The sequence below is a fragment of the Haloferax massiliensis genome (genome assembly GCF_001368915.1).
GTDB lineage: Archaea > Halobacteriota > Halobacteria > Halobacteriales > Haloferacaceae > Haloferax > Haloferax massiliensis.
Map to the genome: position 1 here is coordinate 503,989 of NZ_CSTE01000001.1, position 15,429 is coordinate 519,417.

Genomic DNA, 15,429 nt, shown 5'->3' on the forward strand with positions numbered 1-15,429 from the left:
ATGAACCCCAATTGGCTGGCAATGTTGGCACCCACAATCACAATCCACAGAATCCCTGTGAATGCATACAGCATCTCTAAAATCTTGAGGTTTGCCGGAAGCCAGAGTTGACGTATCCACACAGGTAGCTCTCTCGGGCCTGTTAGATATGCGGGTGTAGGGGGATGTTTCGACGTGGGTGCTTGGGTCAAATTGAATTCCTGCGAAACCGACTTGGTATTCTTTCCTACACTCGCATTGTGATGGTGGAGTTGTTCGAGGGAGAATCCATCCGAATCTGTTTCAGCGTGGTTCATCCATCTGAACCGGTCCAGGAGTGTCTGATTGGATGTAGAACGCATTTCGGCGTCCAGTCTAGATAGAACAAGGGGACCCCAGAGATACGCTACCTCAGAATCACCATGCTGCACAAGCCGTTGGGAGTAGTTCCGTTCGTAGCTCCAAGCCAAGAGAGCATCATACTCCCTTGGAGTGATAGCCCCGCTATCCAGTGCAGTTCGGTAAGCGTAGTAGTTCGCGGATGCTTCCCGGAACCATTCTAATTCCGGTGTCAAACGAAAACTCTGACGCGTGTGGACATATTCATGACGCCAGGTAAACTCAATTGGACCTCCGATAGACGCATTCTCTTGGATTATTATTTCAGGACCAGCGTTTACACCATGTTCTGTTCCCCTAACATATCCACCCACATCTCCTAAATCACCAGGATAGACAAAAATTCGAACTTGATCGTAAGCTCTCCCCACCGGCAATCGGTACGCCGTCTCTTTCAAGACGTCAAGAATCTGGTCGGGGGGTCTAATGAGGTCTGCGTGCTCGGGAATTACGAGTGTGATTTCCTGGCACCCGGCTTGGACCGACTTAGTTTCATACTCGCCTAAGTATGCGAATCGAGAACCAAGATATCCTTTGTGAGCAGGCTCGAAAGCAACCTGCACTGCCCCCCATATGCGGGCAACGGGACAACCCCCCACTGGTCAGATCGGTTTGTGATATCGACGGAATTCGGTCCTGACGATGTCTGCTGAACGCTGTATTCGATCCAGGGATCCGGAGATCGGTCCCAATTATAGACGCCATCCCACTGTTTGGCGAATCCTTTTGCCGCAGTGACATTCCCAAATTCGCCGAAGCGGAGTTGGATAGTACCGTCCGGGATTGAACGGTCTGAATTTTTGGAGAACTCAATACGAACAGTAGTTCCGTTTGACTTTTCCATCGAGACTTCTCCGATCATCACCGGTGGATTTCCAGAAAGAGTTGTTGTGGCACGAGGTGAAGCAATACAGTTTTTCGGTGCCTTTTCGACCATCTCAATAGAACCTCCAGAAGCCGTACCACTGCTAGTGAGCGGGATTGCGAGTGGTGAGATGAGAATTAGAGACAGAACGAGAAGAATCAGCCTGTCTTGTCTGTCCATCATATTGACGTATTTGAATCATCTGTATTAGATGCTCCTCCATCTATACGTCCGACTGGCCAGAGTGCTTACTAACAGCTCAAAAGTGTCAGATGTGACTGGTTTCGCCCAATTTTACACCACCGACTAAGTTCTCGCACGGAATGCCGAAAAGTCTCGGCAGGTTGGTGCTTGAGCATTGGTTTGAGTCATGCTTGATCGGTGAAGTAGTAGATGAATCCAGAAATTACGAACGCAAGTCGAACGAGGACTACAGAGGCAGGGAAAATCAATTCCTCTTCGGAGGTATCTTCTAACAACCTTCAAAGTCAGTTTCCCCTAGGATCATTTCTCTTCACCCCCTTAGCAAGATACCTTATCGAAATTGGTTTCGGCGAAGTGCATCCCCAATTTCTTTCGCTACCTCTGCCAAAATCATGATCCCACCGGCAGCCATGCCTCCCTTCACAATGAGATCGCCAAGTGTCTCCTTGTCCGGTTTGTGTTCAAGTGTGTCTCGTTTGCTGGCTGGTATCACAGAGGCACTCCCAACGGCTTCTTCAACCCACTCAGACATATTCTCCTTCCCGTTGTTCTCCTTCCACTGGTACGTCGGGAAGATACTCGACAGAGTGGCTTCACCAGAACCGGTGTCAACGTAGTAATGATCCAAAGGATTCTCTCCCCAACTCCCTCGCTTCCCATGTCTGTTCTTTAGTGAGTCGATACGAATACCAAGAATCCCGTTCTCTCGCTCAATGCTTTTCTCAATCTCGTACTGGACGTATGGCCGTTCTGCGGTCTCCTCACCGATAAGGACGGCTGTGACTGTCGTATTCTGGAGTTGACGATCAATCCACCTCTTAATTGCTTTTTCTGATTGGCGCTTCACTTCCTCCTGATCTGCGGCGTCAAAGAATCCGGCAGCCTCTCTGTCAGGATGCGGAATCCAACTGTGTCGGACCTGATTGGCCCTCCAGGCGTCTCGCTGGAAGTGGTAACTAAAAAACACTCGTCTAGCCAAGAGCGGACCCTCCGTTGGTATAAATCGTCACGATGCTGAACCCAATCAGAAGTAACGCAATCACCCCATAAAAAAGGACGAGCGTCGTTGAAAACATCATAGAGACATAGCCGTCAATGTCGTCTTCGAACCGGGACGCGTCGAGATTGAACAAGTGCTCGCGTGATCTTGGTCGGTTCCGACGGACCCAGTTGTACAGTTCTCGGTACTTGCACTCCTGACGGAGGTAGTACGCATCAAGCCCCCAAAATCCGATGAGTGGAAGCACAGCTCCGAACAGTTGGAAGTTGCTGGTCCGGAAGAGCAGCGCCACGACAACCAGCGTGACGGTCCATCCCTTGATTTTGAAAGAGTTCGATGCCTGGCGGTCAATGATGTTCTGAATCATCTCGAACTCTTGGTACATATGCTCGTTAGGGATCGGTTCGTCATCGTCCGGCAATGTTAGCTGCCTCCTCTACCCAGTCGCCGAAGTTGTCATAGCCTCTGTCCAGCACCCAGTCGTAGGTATTGTAAGCGTCCGAGAATCGCCCTCCTGTGTCAGAAAACTGGTGCTGGCTTAATGGATTAATCCCTCGCGTGTCTCGGAGTCCGTTCTTGTCTTTGATGTTGTCAATATAGATTCCGACAAGTCCGTTCCCTTTCTTAACGCTCTCTACGATTTCGTAGTTCACCCATGGCCGTTCCGACGTCTCTTTCCCAATGAGCACTGCCGTTACTGATGTTCCATTCAGTTGGCCGTCTATCCACCGGCGAATTGCAGCGTCTCCTTGCCGCTCGACCTCTTCCCAATCGCTTCCTTCAATGAATCCTGCAGACTCGCGGTTTGGCTGAGTGAGCCAACTGTTTCGTACCTGTCCTGCCCGCCACGCGTCTCGCTTGAAGTGGAAGCTGAAAAAGACCCTCCTGACCATCTATTTCCCTCTTGGTCGTTTACTCATGGAGTTCACATTTCGCCACGGGATGAAGAATGTTAGCAAACTGGAGTGAATGTAAAGATGGACGGATCTATTGGCATCCCTAGTTGGGAGTCTATAAGAAGACATTCTGAATACTGCCCACAGACTGAATATTCAATGAACAGTTACTATTCAACCACCAGTGTCGTCTGACTGAAAGCCAGGGCATTATTGAGTTTGTACCTGGGAAATGGGTTTATGGCATACTCTGCATTTTTGATGAATACATGATTGCTCGAAACCCTCCTGTAAACCCAATCTGTTCTAGAGCACCTTTACCGTCTTCCCAAATGGTTATCCGGAGATACCGTTCTATCGATGGTCAACGCGATCTGCACACGTTCTTTGAAGAAGGCCTATTTTCAAAGCGATTGACGGAATTCAAAGATGAGAATGAAGGTGTACTCGAAAACTTCGAACGTGAAGGTGGACTAGCAGGGGCACTGGCGGCAGAAGCGGGCATGAAAAGACGGCGAAGTGATCAAGAAATCAAGAAAGCAACCGACGATGAATGGCTCGAAGGTCTTGGAGAATACCACAATAACGCTCGAAAGCAACACTTTGCAAACTGTTGGCGGCTAGGAACCGATGAGAAAGATCGAATTTGGAAAACCTACACTAGAGATGAGGACATGGTCCAAGGATGCGCAATCGAGACAACCGTCGGTAAATTCCTCGCCAGTCTCCCGGTTCACCCGCTTAATTCTGAATACGATGAGAGTGATCCAGGCGAGCTCTTTGAGTCTCCAGAATGGAACCTCGCACTTCAAAACCCTAACTGTGACATCAAGGTCGGGACTTGTCGGTATCAAAAGCGCTGGAAAGACGAAAGTTATCAGCCAGGTGGGTGGCCAGCTGCAGTCGCGTTCTTCAAAGGTGAAGACTTTGAGATCGAGAACGAATTCCGTCTGGTCTTCAACCCATACTCCGCAAATAGAATCCTCGACTGCGATCTGAAAGGAATTCCAATAACGCCCGCTCCTGATACAACTGAGAAATGGAAGAAGTTCGTAGCTGCGACAAAATACTTGGCCAATAAAATCATTATGGCTCCAAACTCGGGAGATACCGAACGCGAAAAAGTACTGGACTGGCTAGCCGAATTTGGCCTTGACGTCAATACAAGTTCCTCCTCCGACATTGAGCTAGTTGAATCAAGCGCCTGTACCTCTCAGTGCTCCACACACACGTATCTTGCCGAACTGGGTGGCAACGCCAATTACGACCAATCCGATCAACACTTAAGTGACGTTTCAGATGAGTTTATAGCCAAAAGAGACTGGGATGATTGGCCAATCATCGATATCGTCTTCCTCCATACTGATCAGGCAGGAGGGATTATTGAGGGATACTGGCATCAGAACGATGAATCAGCATTCGAGCTGTCCGAATACGGCCACCCGTTCCAGCGCGTGTGGGTTGCTCGATTCCAGAACCAAGGGAAAAAACGAGAAACGTGGCGGAACGACAACGCCAAAGAATTCGACAATGAACAAGGCCAACGCGCACTATCATTTGCCGACGTAGACGAATGTTGACTCCGAATAGGACGTCATAGAACAGTTTCCATACACCTACTCAGCAACTCAGGCTGAATCAGTCGGTTATACTCTTGGCGGAATTGAGTGACTTTAGACCTGGTTTAGGTACTTCCGGCGTTGCTCCATCTTCTCTCGCCGAGTTCGTCGATCATAATGCTCCGAAAGCACTGCGGATGAAACGTTTGCCCGTGCACTTACCACCCCTTCGGGAACGTCTGAGTTGAGCCAGTGAGTAATCGCACCACGGCGAACTGCATGCGGTGAAAGCGACGACGGACATCCCGACGCTGCACTCCGCTCTGTCGCCGCGTCACACGTGTCGATGCTTCGATCATGTGGACACTCCCTCTTCAGTTCGCACGGTCTCGTGACGGAGTAGATGTAACTCTGGACGGTCGTTAAATGGACGCGACCCTGTGGAGTGGAAACGAGGGGGCTACGCCCGTACTCGTCTGTCGTATCAGGACGGCGTTTCTCCAACCACGCGTCCAAGACCGCACACGTCTCGTCATTTAACGCGATGAATCGCTCACCTTCGAATTTGTTCTTGATAGGCGTTCCCATCTCTGGCCGGTGACAGACTTCCAGCGACATCTCCTGCGGATCGTAGTCATCGACATCAAGCGCTCGGACAGCACCCCTTCGGAGAAGCGCGTGCCAGATGAGAAGCATCGTGACGTGCCGGGCAGAGGCGTACTCGTACGTGGCCAAGTACTCCAGTATCTTCTCCGCGACTTCCGTGTCGAGCATCACATCCCGTGCGTGCTCCCCCTTCGCCAGACTCGGCGAGACCACCTTCGGCCACAGATCGACAGGAACAGCATCGATAGTTCCACACCACCGGATGAACACTCTGAGTGTATCCATCTGGGATTTCTCGCTCGGTGGAGCGAGATTACCGTCTCGACGCCTCCAAAGTCGGTAACGATGCAACGTCCGGCCGGTCAGCTCGTTCATGTTCTCGATGTCTTGTTCATCACACCACCGCACGAAGTGCCCGAGGCGAGACGAGTGTGCGTACTGCGTGGCCTGTGCGAGTTCGCTCTCGCGGTCAGCCAGATACAGTTCAACTGCTTCTTCAGGTCCGATTGGTTCCAGCGGCATGGCTCACGGTTAGTGAATCCCGTGAACAGTGACGCCGATTCAGCGTGAGCCAAATCGCCAGACAGAGGAGGGATTGACACAGTTTTGTCTCGAACCGTACCGAATCCCCGTCGGGTCCGTCCAATTTTTTGGCGTTTTCTATATGTAGAAAACGTCCGACTCACGACTGCTACCGGCTGGTCTCGTCGCGGGTATATATATTCGCGAGCGGGGGCCGAAAAAGAGTCCACCACGAAACGGAACGCGGGTCGCCGTTGTCTTGCGGTCAGGCGGGACAGACGGGGTGGTCAGCATGATGCTGCTCGACTCGGAGAGCCGAAAGAGCAGTTGTCTCAACTGTGGGTCACACGTCACCCGGGACTTCCGCCGCGTCTACGGTGACCGCGAGGACCGCGCCCACCGCTGTCACGAGTGCGATACGCTGGTCCGTCTGCAGCGCGGTTCCGCGGGCGGTCTCGACGTTCCGATTCCGGGCCCGTGGGACGGCGCGCCCGGTCGCCACGGCGGTAATCCGGAGCGGTGGCAATGACGGTTCGCTGTCCGTCCTGCAGCCGCAACAGCGACTGCATCTTCCGCTGTGAGTACTGCGGCCGCGATCTCGCGGAGGAGGACCGGCGGTGAGTTCCGTCGCGAGCGCACCCCACGAGACGCGCGGTGATCTGCTCTACGACGAGTACGGTTCCTCGCCGTACTGGGCGGTTCGCCAGCTGTACAACCACATCGACGGTGGAGTCTCGAAAGTCGAAGTGGAGGTGCCTCGCCTCGAGGACGACGGAACCGAGACGTGGGAAGTCTCGATGGGCTTCCACCAGTCGGGTCTCTCCCCGCGAGAGGCAGACACGGTAAACTCGCTTCTCGAGTACGACATCAACGCCTACGGCGAGGGTGAGCGGAAGCTTCCAGTCTGTGTGCAGCCGCGACTCGCGTGGTCCGACGAGAACCGTCCTGACAGCGTACCTGCGACGCTTGGGCCAGCCACGAACGTCAAACTGCAGAACGTCGTCAATCTCGAGTTAGACGAGATCCCGCACGTCTTCAAGTGGGTGATGCGCCGAGTCTGCGAGAAAGTCGGCTTCGACTGGTCGCGCAAGTACTTCGCCGAGGAGCCACACGAATTCTCGACGATAACCCAGCACGAGCGGTATCTTCGGATCGACCGCGATCAGGCGAAGAAGCTGGTTCGGCGCGACGGCGTCTTCATGCGCTTGTTCATGCTCTCGGCCGACATCGAGGGTTCGCACGTCGTCTACGATTCGAACAACGAGGACGTAGTCGGCTACAACCACCAGCTCCGGCTCGACCGCTCGGCTATTGCTGATCTCTTCCCGAACAGTCAGCACCGCCCTCGAGGGCTTCAACTGAAGCACTACCACCCGCAGTACGTGCGTGAAAGTTCGAACGATGACCCGCTGTACCATCCGAAACTCGGCGCGCTGTACAAGAAGAATCTGAACCGCGATCAAGCGGTCGCGTGGGACGACCGCCACGATCTGGTTGGCGACCTGGAAGAGAAACTACTGAACGTCCTGTCGTGGGCAGATATCCCGACTCGACCCGGTATGTGGTTCGTCTCGGACGACCACTTCAGCGCGGTCGCATCCGACCGGACTATCGCGCTGTGGGACGACCCGACGCCGCAGATCGAAGCGTCTCAGGAGTCGGTCATCATGCGGACGCTCTCGCGGCTCACCGACGCGGACCACGACGTACTCGAGCACTTGGCGCTCACCGACGGCGGAACGAGAGTCGGTGAACTCGAGGACGGAACCGGCTGGTCCTCCACGACGATCTACCGCGTTCTGCAGCGTCTCTCGGGACTCCTCGAGAACGACGGCGGAGTCGTGAAGTGGGTCTCTTCGAAGATCGCGCAGGAAGTGCGCGAGCTGGTGAGCATCGCAGACGACGTGGTGGACTCGGTCGCCGGTCGCATCGAGAACGTGTTGAACGTCGATCCACGCGATCTGGAGCGGTCGGGTCGTGCCCTGCAGAACTGGCTGAACCGCTACGGAGCGGAAGTCGTCGCCGGGATGGACGACCGCAACGACCGCGTGCGGATTCGCATTCGGACGGTACTCACTCGGTCGAAGAACTCCACGGCGACCGGCGAGTACCTGCCCGACGTGCTCGAGGAAGGATACAGCGCGTGGTGCGACGCCGGACTCGACTCTCGGAGATTCCTCAACGCGATTGTGACCTATGACCGGGCGTACGGTCCCGTGCAGAACACGGTCGCTCAGAAGCACCTGTAGCCGGTGGCCTTCTGAGTGGCAACGCTCTCGGTCGGTTCCTTCTTTTATATACTACGTCGCTGTTTTCGGTCGAACCCTGTTTTCGGGTGGAGTCTCGATTCTCCGCGAGCGGCCGCACTCGAGGAGATCGAGCGGGCGCTGTTTCGTCCGGTGGGACAGCCCCCTTAGGGAGTGTGACTAACGTCACAACTTCGAAAAAATAACCCTCCGCCTCCGCAACTCCAGGTGATCCACGCGAAGGTTGGGTGTGAAGTTCTGATTGAATCTCTCTCGTTATTTTCAACACCAGTAGCTAGGAACCTAGTTGGATTTCGACAATCGTCTATTGCCGTATTCGTCGTTTTAGACACCTTCTACCCCAAATATACACTTTCACTTTCACTCCGCACTGCGAACCCTTATGTGCAAACATCGACAACTGACGTTAACCCGTATGACGGACCCTCTCAAGGCTCCGGTTCAGAACGCGTGGGGAGGAGGTGAGACCAAGATGAGAAGATTCAGCAAAGCTAAGCTTCGACGGCTTCAGCGCCAACTTGAGCGGGATATGGAACGTCAGCTCAAGAAGGAACAGCGCAAAGCCGAACGGGAGCTAAAGCGTGAACAGCGTCGCGCTGAGCGCAAGCTCAAGCGACAACTCCGGCGACTATAGCGGCTTACACCTGGTCCCATTTTTCCTCCTGTGGTAAGTGAACTGACTGACAGAAATATCTTTGTCGCATTTCGTCGGAATGTTCCACTTGACCCACGCCGATCTTGCAGCTCCTCGAGCACCTTCACAACCAAAATCGAGTCCTCACGGGGACCGACCACCACCGGAGCCCCGCCAAACCGAACCATACTGTAAGTAATTATACGCCGCCAAGGGGGTGTGTGGTGGTGGCCGTTCCTCGAAGTATACGTGGTCTAGCAATTTCACGTTCTACACCGACCACGGCCTGTATTCGTAATGGGTGACTTAGGAGATAGAACTAAGTAGGATTGGGTGGCCGGTGAGGTGTCAACAATGGTATTCCGAAAGCTCCGAAACCACGACGGCACCCCGCTTGTTGCACTCGACCGCGACGATCTCGTCCTCGACGGCGTCATCCCCGCAAACGAGGAGGATCGAGAAGAGAAGACCATGCACGTCCAACGACTCGGAAGAGAGGTGTATGTTGTTCGGCCAGTTCCCGAAGATGGGCCGATCACGCCGTTGGGGGAGACCGAGCTGGTGCAAGGGCTTGTTGGACAGCAGATACAACAAATGTAGTATAGACTCTAGACTCAAAATCGTATCATGTTCTGCTAGCTCGAATGCTCTGACCCGACCAACCACGTAATCCGCTCTAGTCACTCCTTTCTAGACTAGATCAACTAGTCGTATATCGCGCCTAGAAGCCCCACAGACAAAGATTTAAGCTAATTCCGTTTCATGATCAAATGTAGAATAGAATGTCGAACAATAGCAATCGATGACAAAAATGTCTGCATCTCAAAGAAGAAAGCAATTCCTCAGAACTGTCGAGGACCTTGAACCAATCAATGCTGTCCGAAGCGAAAAGGGAGAAAGGAACGTTTGGCGGCTCAGCACAGATTCTGGTTCAAAACTCCTCTGGATCCACTACAACAAGCACTTCAAGTTCTTCGGTGGTGCATGGACGAAAAACACGAACCTTGCCAAAGGTAATGAGTTGGTCCATGCGTTCATAGGTGGAGGGTCCGGTGAATACTACATCGTGCCGGATGCCGACCTACACTCTGGTGACTTTTCGCTACCAACCCAAAAGAAGGGAGGAGGACACTGGAAACTGGAGAAGGCTTACGGAAAGCCATCAAACGGAACGGTCCTCGAGCAAGGATATACGAACCTTTCACTGCTCTACGAGTAAGGATAGATCCCCCAAATACGCTCGTGAGATGATTTTCTGGTTTCACTCCCCGGGGTCAGGCGTGAATGTATACGACATCCTCGATATATGCACCTCACAGCCGTCAGCGACAGTCAGCGTGCATAGATTCAGACCAGCTCGAGACGGTGGCTGACGTAGTTGGGGTCAAACCATTCGAAGTATAAAAAGAATTCACGCTCTCCCACTCAAAATACACGCAAACCGACCCCCGGTGCATACATCTGTAGATAATACAGGATGCTACTCGATACTATAGTAATTTATCTGTTATTTTATTAATGCCGGCACTGTCTAGTTAGTCGCCTCCTCGACCGGTGTTCGTCCGTCGAGCGCTTGATGCGGTCTTTGAAAGTTGTAGTATTGCACAAATTGTATGAACCACTCGCGGACGCTTCCGTGACTGCCCACCCACGAATTATGGAAGCGGTCGACTCGCATTTTGAGGGTGTCTAGTTAGTGACCTCCTCAACCGGCGTTCGTCCGTCGAGCGATTGATGCGGTCGGTGGAAGTTATAGTATTGCGCAAATTGTATAAACCACTCGCGGACGCTCCCATGACTGCCCACCCACGAATTATGGAAGCGGTCGACTCGCACTTTGAGGGTGTGAAACCACGTTTCGATGAGGTTTCGCTCGACGTAGTCAAGCCGACCGCTCAATCCTAATCGAGAGAGGGCGGTCTGATAGCCGTAGCCATCAACGAGAAACACAGCGTCTGAGAGATCGTGTTTCTCTGAGAGTCGATGGAGGAACGCAGCAGCTGGATCGGTTCCATGCCGTCCAAATAATTCGACATCGAGAATCAGCTTTGTCTCGATGTCTATTGCAGCGTACAACCAAGACCATTCGCCATTGATTTTGACAGCGGTCTCGTCGACTGCAACCCGCTTCGGCTTCGCCTCAGGCGGGTTGTGACCGCTGTCAGCCAGCCGATGTACCCATTGCCAAACAGCTTGATGAGACCGTTCAACGCCGAGCAATCGAAGAATTTCTTTTGTCTCTCTAAGTGAACACCCGGTCGCGTGGAGCTGGAGGCGAACACCCTGACGGGTGTCGCCGTCCGCTCACGCTCCCAAGTTTCTTCTAAATCCGCCGCAAAGCACTCGCTGAGAAGGTCTGCGAGCGTCATGATCAATTCACTCAAGGACCTGCTCGTTCCTCAAACTGGCTTAACTAGACAGTGCCGAGTGGGATTTATTTGTCGGCGAATATTTTATTAGCGATATGGGTCAGTATTTTATTCGAACGACAGAAATTGATAAATCTGAAAGAGAAGAAGTGGTGCGCGAGATCGCGAGAGCAGTCCTGAGTTCAAGCAGACGTGATGTTTCAAAAATCCATATTGAAGCGATGGATGGGCTTGAAAAGAAGGTAGAGTTCAAACGACTCCAGAATATCAAAAATATAGAATATAAAGATAACTATCTGGACGAAAGGCACTGTCTAGTTAGTCGCCTCCTCGACCGGTGTTCGTCCGTCGAGCGCTTGATGCGGTCTTTGAAAGTTGTAGTATTGCACAAATTGTATGAACCACTCGCGGACGCTTCCGTGACTGCCCACCCACGAATTATGGAAGCGGTCGACTCGCATTTTGAGGGTGTGAAACCATTTTTCGATGAGGTTTCGCTCGACGTAGTCCAGCCGACCGCTCAATCCTAATCGAGAGAGGGCAGTCTGATAGCCGTAGCCATCAACGAGAAACACAGCGTCTGAGAGATCGTGTTTCTCGGAAAGTCGATGGAGAAACGCAGCAGCCGGGTCGGTACCATGTCGTCCAAACAATTCGACGTCAAGAATCAGCTTTGTCTCGGTGTCTATTGCAGCGTACAGCCAAGACCACTCACCATTGATTTTGACAGCGGTCTCGTCGACCGCAACCCGCTTCGGCTTCGCCTCAGGCGGGTTGTGACCGCTGTCGGCCAGCCGATGTACCCATTGCCAAACCGCTTGGTGGGAGCGTTCAACGCCGAGTAATCGAAGAATTTCTTTTGTCTCTCTAAGTGAACAACCGGTCGCGTGGAGCTGGACGGCGAACGCCCTGACGGGCGTTGCCGTCCGCTCACGCTCCCAAGTTTCTTCTAAATCCGTCGCAAAGCACTCGCTGAGCAGGTCTGCGAGCATCTTGACCAACTAACTCAACGACCTGCTCGTTCCTCAAACTGGCTTAACTAGACAGTGCCTTAATGCCGTCCGCTCACGCTCCCAAGTTTCTTCTAAATCCGTCGCAAAGCACTCGCTGAGCAGGTCTGCGAGCATCTTGACCAACTAACTCAACGACCTGCTCGTTCCTCAAACTGGCTTAACTAGACAGTGCCTTAATGCCTGTTCTGACCACCCTGACCAACAGTGGCGAACCGACCCCAAAGAGGACGCCTGCAACGATAGTAACCTGAGCAACCCCATACTTGGTGAATAAATTGAGTAAGGGGAACCCGATTGCGGCTTGGTTGTTCTCCCACCAGAGCATTGCGTTGGCTAGAATCAGCAGTATTCCCGGAGCAATAATGACCAGTAAGGGAGCAAGAAGTGGGATTGTTCTAACCAATTCGGGATTGGACCCAGTTATGTGAAAGTCGGGATTCCGTTCGTTGGGGTTTCGTTCTCGTTGGAGACGTTCAACGATGAGTAGTGAAGTCAAGAATGATATTCCGAATACCGACACAATGGTGATTATAAAGTTTAGCTCACCAATATCAGAGGTGGACAATAATCTTCCGCTCGATAAAAACACCAAGCCAATAATTAGAGACACAACTGCTACAGATGCCAAAAAGTAACCCGCATTTATCAGCCGAGATTGCTGGTTCAGCAACTGTGAATTTTTCGACAGATACAATCGGTACTCAGTACCATACTCGTCCTTGCGGAGATTAATTCCATCAGATCTGAACGGCTCGTTTCCTAACAACGGAACTGGGTTATCTGTACTGAGGACCATCCAGAACTTTCCGAGCGCATAAAAGAACAAAAAGAGTGAAACGAAGGAGAAGATCGCACCAACAAGGACGTTTGATTGAGTCTCAAAACCGGCCCCAGAACCCCAAAGCGTGTTGATTATACCAGATATCTCAGGAACACTTAGTACGAGAGATGTCAAAGAAGATAGGACACTAACCCCGGTCGTCACGCCCAAACTGACGATGAGCCTGAGAGCAATCTGTTCATTATGACGGTATTGCTCAAGTTGGCGGTTCAGAACCTCTGCTTGATCTTTTTCGAAGTATACCTGTATGCGGTCGTCCGGGGTCATATGATAGTTCACTCGAGGGAACTAGCGTCAAATTCTCCTGAGAGATACTGGTTTCCGAGATCAGAGATTTTGTAACGACCACGTCGGACTCGATCAACAAAGTCACGATCAGAAAGTTCTCCGAGTCTCCGACTGACCTCAGCTCGACTCTTATCGATATTCTCTGCAATGATAGTCGGTGAGAGAACCAACTCAGATGAGCTGAGGACCTCAAGGATACGCTCATCGATCGGCAACTGCATCCAGTTACCGGGTTTTCGTCTCTCGTTCACCACGGTGGTTCTGATATTTCACCAGTCTACTTATCATGTTTCAATCATAGTATGGTGTTCTAAACCTCACTAGGTAGTGAGAAAGAATTATGGTACACCACTTCGTGAGGTGAGGCACGGAAGCACCTTCGCGAACCTATCGCTCTCCGATAGGTTCTGCAGAAGCGGACCTCGCTGGTAGGACAGCAGGCCCGCGCGGGCTTCCGTGCTGTAGCCACGAAAGCCATGTTCGACTCACTTCCGCGGGCTATTGAACCCCGCGCACGAGCGCACGTACAGTCGCCGAAGAACCGTTTAGTTTCACTCGCAGAAACGCCCGATTTCGGGGGTACGTCCGGCCAATTCGATCACTTTCACTTTCACTCCCCGTACGAGCGGGCGTATTATTACAAAACGGGTGGCCGCCCAACTGTGATGACGACTACGCAGGTCATTTGCGATGAGAACCGGACGGACCGATGGCAGTTCGTGTGTCCGCGAGAACACCGAACGTGGGAAGCGGCGGAAGACCACTTCTGGTGCCAACGGTGCGCGTCCACCAAGGACGTTGACGGCCGGTTCTATCAACTCCGGGATAAGGTGAGCGGTGAGCGACTTTCTCGCGAGGAAGTCGTACTCCAGAGTAACTGCGACGACGACCTCGAGCTGGAGGCCGACGCATGAGCGACGATCTCCAACCACTCTCCCCCGAGGAGGGCGTGGAGATGTACCTCGATCTCCGCGAGGGCGACGTGTCCGAAACGACGCTCATGAACCACGGCTACCGGCTGAACCCGTTCCTCGATTTCTGCGAGGAACACGATATCGACAATCTGAACGACGTGACCGGCCGGACGCTGTACAAGTACTACAGCTACAAGAAGGGCGCAATCAAGCCGGTCACGCTGGACAACTACCTCACGACGCTTCGGGTAGCCCTCGATCTGTGGGCCGACATCGACGCCGTCGAAGAGGGACTTCGCGAGAAGGTGCCGCTTCCGAACCTGAAACCGCAGGACGACGTGCGCGACCGCGTGCTGCGCGGCGACCGCGCGAAAGAGATCCTGAACGGGCTGGACACGTTCAACTACGCCTCTCGGGACCACGTGATCATGCTCATCCTGTGGCACACCGGGATGCGCACCGGCTCAATCTACTCGCTCGACGTGGACGACTATGACCCCGAAGAACCGTGCCTGAAGCTCCGGCACCGTCCCGAGGAGGGAACCCCGCTGAAGAACGAGGAGAACGGCGAACGGGACGTGTCTCTCAGCCACCCCGTCGCCGCAGTCATCGACGATTATCTCGCGAAGAACCACTACGAGGTGACCGACGAGTACGGCCGCGAGCCGCTTATCTCGTCGTCACAGGGTCGGCTCTCGAAGGGCGCGTACAGAACGAGTATCTACGCCGTGACGCGCCCGTGCGAGTGGGGGGCGTGTCCGCACGCAGAAGTAGACCCGGACGACTGCAGACCCGCCGATAGGCGCGATAAGGCGTCTCGTTGTCCTTCGACGGTCTCGCCGCACGACATTCGCCGCGGTGCGATCACCGAGTCGCTGAACGACGGCGTCCCGGTCGAGATCGTGAGTGAGCGGATGAACGTGTCTGTGGACGTGCTCGACAAGCACTACGACAAGCGCACGCACCGTGAGCGGATGGAGGTCCGTCGTCGCGTTCTTCGGGAGGTGCGGTAATAGGATGTCTCCGGAATTTGGGATGCCAGCAGTACATACCACTTACATTCCGCCGGGTCC

Annotated in this window: 16 protein-coding genes and 1 pseudogene; 7 read left to right on the plus strand and 10 right to left on the minus strand. The window is 53.3% G+C overall.

All coding sequences use genetic code 11. The features are described from left to right. Positions 1–880: 880 nt before the first annotated feature. The 4 genes from BN996_RS19670 to BN996_RS02415 form a co-directional block, all read right to left on the minus strand. On the minus strand, positions 881–1,423 hold the full coding sequence (locus BN996_RS19670; protein WP_139043092.1) for a hypothetical protein: 543 nt from the start codon (positions 1,421–1,423) through the stop codon (positions 881–883). A gap of 355 nt (positions 1,424–1,778) precedes the next feature. Continuing rightward, complete coding sequence (locus tag BN996_RS02405) at positions 1,779–2,414, minus strand: TIR domain-containing protein (protein WP_167344092.1); 636 nt, start codon at positions 2,412–2,414, stop codon at positions 1,779–1,781. Between the two features lie 4 nt (positions 2,415–2,418). Continuing rightward, positions 2,419–2,832 carry a hypothetical protein gene (locus BN996_RS02410; RefSeq protein ID WP_089777005.1) on the minus strand — a complete coding sequence of 138 codons (414 nt, stop codon included), beginning with the start codon at positions 2,830–2,832 and terminating at the stop codon, positions 2,419–2,421. Between the two features lie 22 nt (positions 2,833–2,854). Continuing rightward, positions 2,855–3,340 carry a TIR domain-containing protein gene (locus BN996_RS02415; RefSeq protein ID WP_089777006.1) on the minus strand — a complete coding sequence of 162 codons (486 nt, stop codon included), beginning with the start codon at positions 3,338–3,340 and terminating at the stop codon, positions 2,855–2,857. A gap of 335 nt (positions 3,341–3,675) precedes the next feature. Between BN996_RS02415 and BN996_RS19675 the strand changes: the two genes are divergently transcribed. Next, on the plus strand, positions 3,676–4,923 hold the full coding sequence (locus tag BN996_RS19675; RefSeq protein ID WP_139043093.1) for a hypothetical protein: 1,248 nt from the start codon (positions 3,676–3,678) through the stop codon (positions 4,921–4,923). Positions 4,924–5,016: 93 nt separating this feature from the next. Here BN996_RS19675 and BN996_RS02420 read toward each other — a convergent pair whose 3' ends face one another. Further along, positions 5,017–6,030 carry a tyrosine-type recombinase/integrase gene (locus BN996_RS02420; RefSeq protein ID WP_089777007.1) on the minus strand — a complete coding sequence of 338 codons (1,014 nt, stop codon included), beginning with the start codon at positions 6,028–6,030 and terminating at the stop codon, positions 5,017–5,019. 292 nt (positions 6,031–6,322) lie between these two features. Here BN996_RS02420 and BN996_RS02425 point away from each other — a divergent pair, with 292 nt between their 5' ends. From BN996_RS02425 to BN996_RS19685, 5 genes are all read left to right on the plus strand, one after another. Beyond that, complete coding sequence (locus tag BN996_RS02425) at positions 6,323–6,559, plus strand: DUF7563 family protein (RefSeq protein ID WP_089777301.1); 237 nt, start codon at positions 6,323–6,325, stop codon at positions 6,557–6,559. Between the two features lie 88 nt (positions 6,560–6,647). Beyond that, entirely contained in the window at positions 6,648–8,279 is a 1,632-nt protein-coding gene (locus BN996_RS02430; RefSeq protein ID WP_089777008.1) for a DUF7845 domain-containing protein, read from the plus strand. A 433-nt stretch (positions 8,280–8,712) separates the two neighbouring features. Next, complete coding sequence (locus BN996_RS20335) at positions 8,713–8,931, plus strand: hypothetical protein (RefSeq protein WP_139043094.1); 219 nt, start codon at positions 8,713–8,715, stop codon at positions 8,929–8,931. 354 nt (positions 8,932–9,285) lie between these two features. Continuing rightward, a complete protein-coding gene (locus tag BN996_RS02435; protein ID WP_089777009.1) occupies positions 9,286–9,531 on the plus strand; it encodes a DUF8053 family protein in 246 nt (81 codons plus the stop codon). A gap of 202 nt (positions 9,532–9,733) precedes the next feature. Continuing rightward, on the plus strand, positions 9,734–10,150 hold the full coding sequence (locus BN996_RS19685; RefSeq protein ID WP_139043095.1) for a hypothetical protein: 417 nt from the start codon (positions 9,734–9,736) through the stop codon (positions 10,148–10,150). Between the two features lie 312 nt (positions 10,151–10,462). On the opposite strand, the gene BN996_RS02440 is transcribed toward BN996_RS19685, so the two are convergent. From BN996_RS02440 to BN996_RS02455, 5 genes and pseudogenes are all read right to left on the minus strand, one after another. Beyond that, positions 10,463–10,609 carry an integrase core domain-containing protein gene (locus tag BN996_RS02440; RefSeq protein WP_089777010.1) on the minus strand — a complete coding sequence of 49 codons (147 nt, stop codon included), beginning with the start codon at positions 10,607–10,609 and terminating at the stop codon, positions 10,463–10,465. An 11-nt stretch (positions 10,610–10,620) separates the two neighbouring features. After that, positions 10,621–11,300: pseudogene (locus tag BN996_RS02445) on the minus strand (IS6 family transposase). Positions 11,301–11,614: 314 nt separating this feature from the next. Then, positions 11,615–12,292, minus strand: a complete 678-nt coding sequence (locus BN996_RS02450) for an IS6 family transposase (protein ID WP_089777011.1) — start codon at positions 12,290–12,292, stop codon at positions 11,615–11,617. 178 nt (positions 12,293–12,470) lie between these two features. Beyond that, positions 12,471–13,421: a hypothetical protein gene (locus BN996_RS19695; RefSeq protein ID WP_139043096.1), complete on the minus strand. Its 951-nt coding sequence runs from the start codon at positions 13,419–13,421 to the stop codon at positions 12,471–12,473. 8 nt (positions 13,422–13,429) lie between these two features. After that, positions 13,430–13,663, minus strand: a complete 234-nt coding sequence (locus BN996_RS02455; RefSeq protein WP_089777012.1) for a winged-helix domain-containing protein — start codon at positions 13,661–13,663, stop codon at positions 13,430–13,432. A gap of 689 nt (positions 13,664–14,352) precedes the next feature. Between BN996_RS02455 and BN996_RS02465 the strand changes: the two genes are divergently transcribed. After that, positions 14,353–15,369, plus strand: a complete 1,017-nt coding sequence (locus BN996_RS02465; RefSeq protein ID WP_089777014.1) for a tyrosine-type recombinase/integrase — start codon at positions 14,353–14,355, stop codon at positions 15,367–15,369. Positions 15,370–15,429 lie beyond the last annotated feature (60 nt).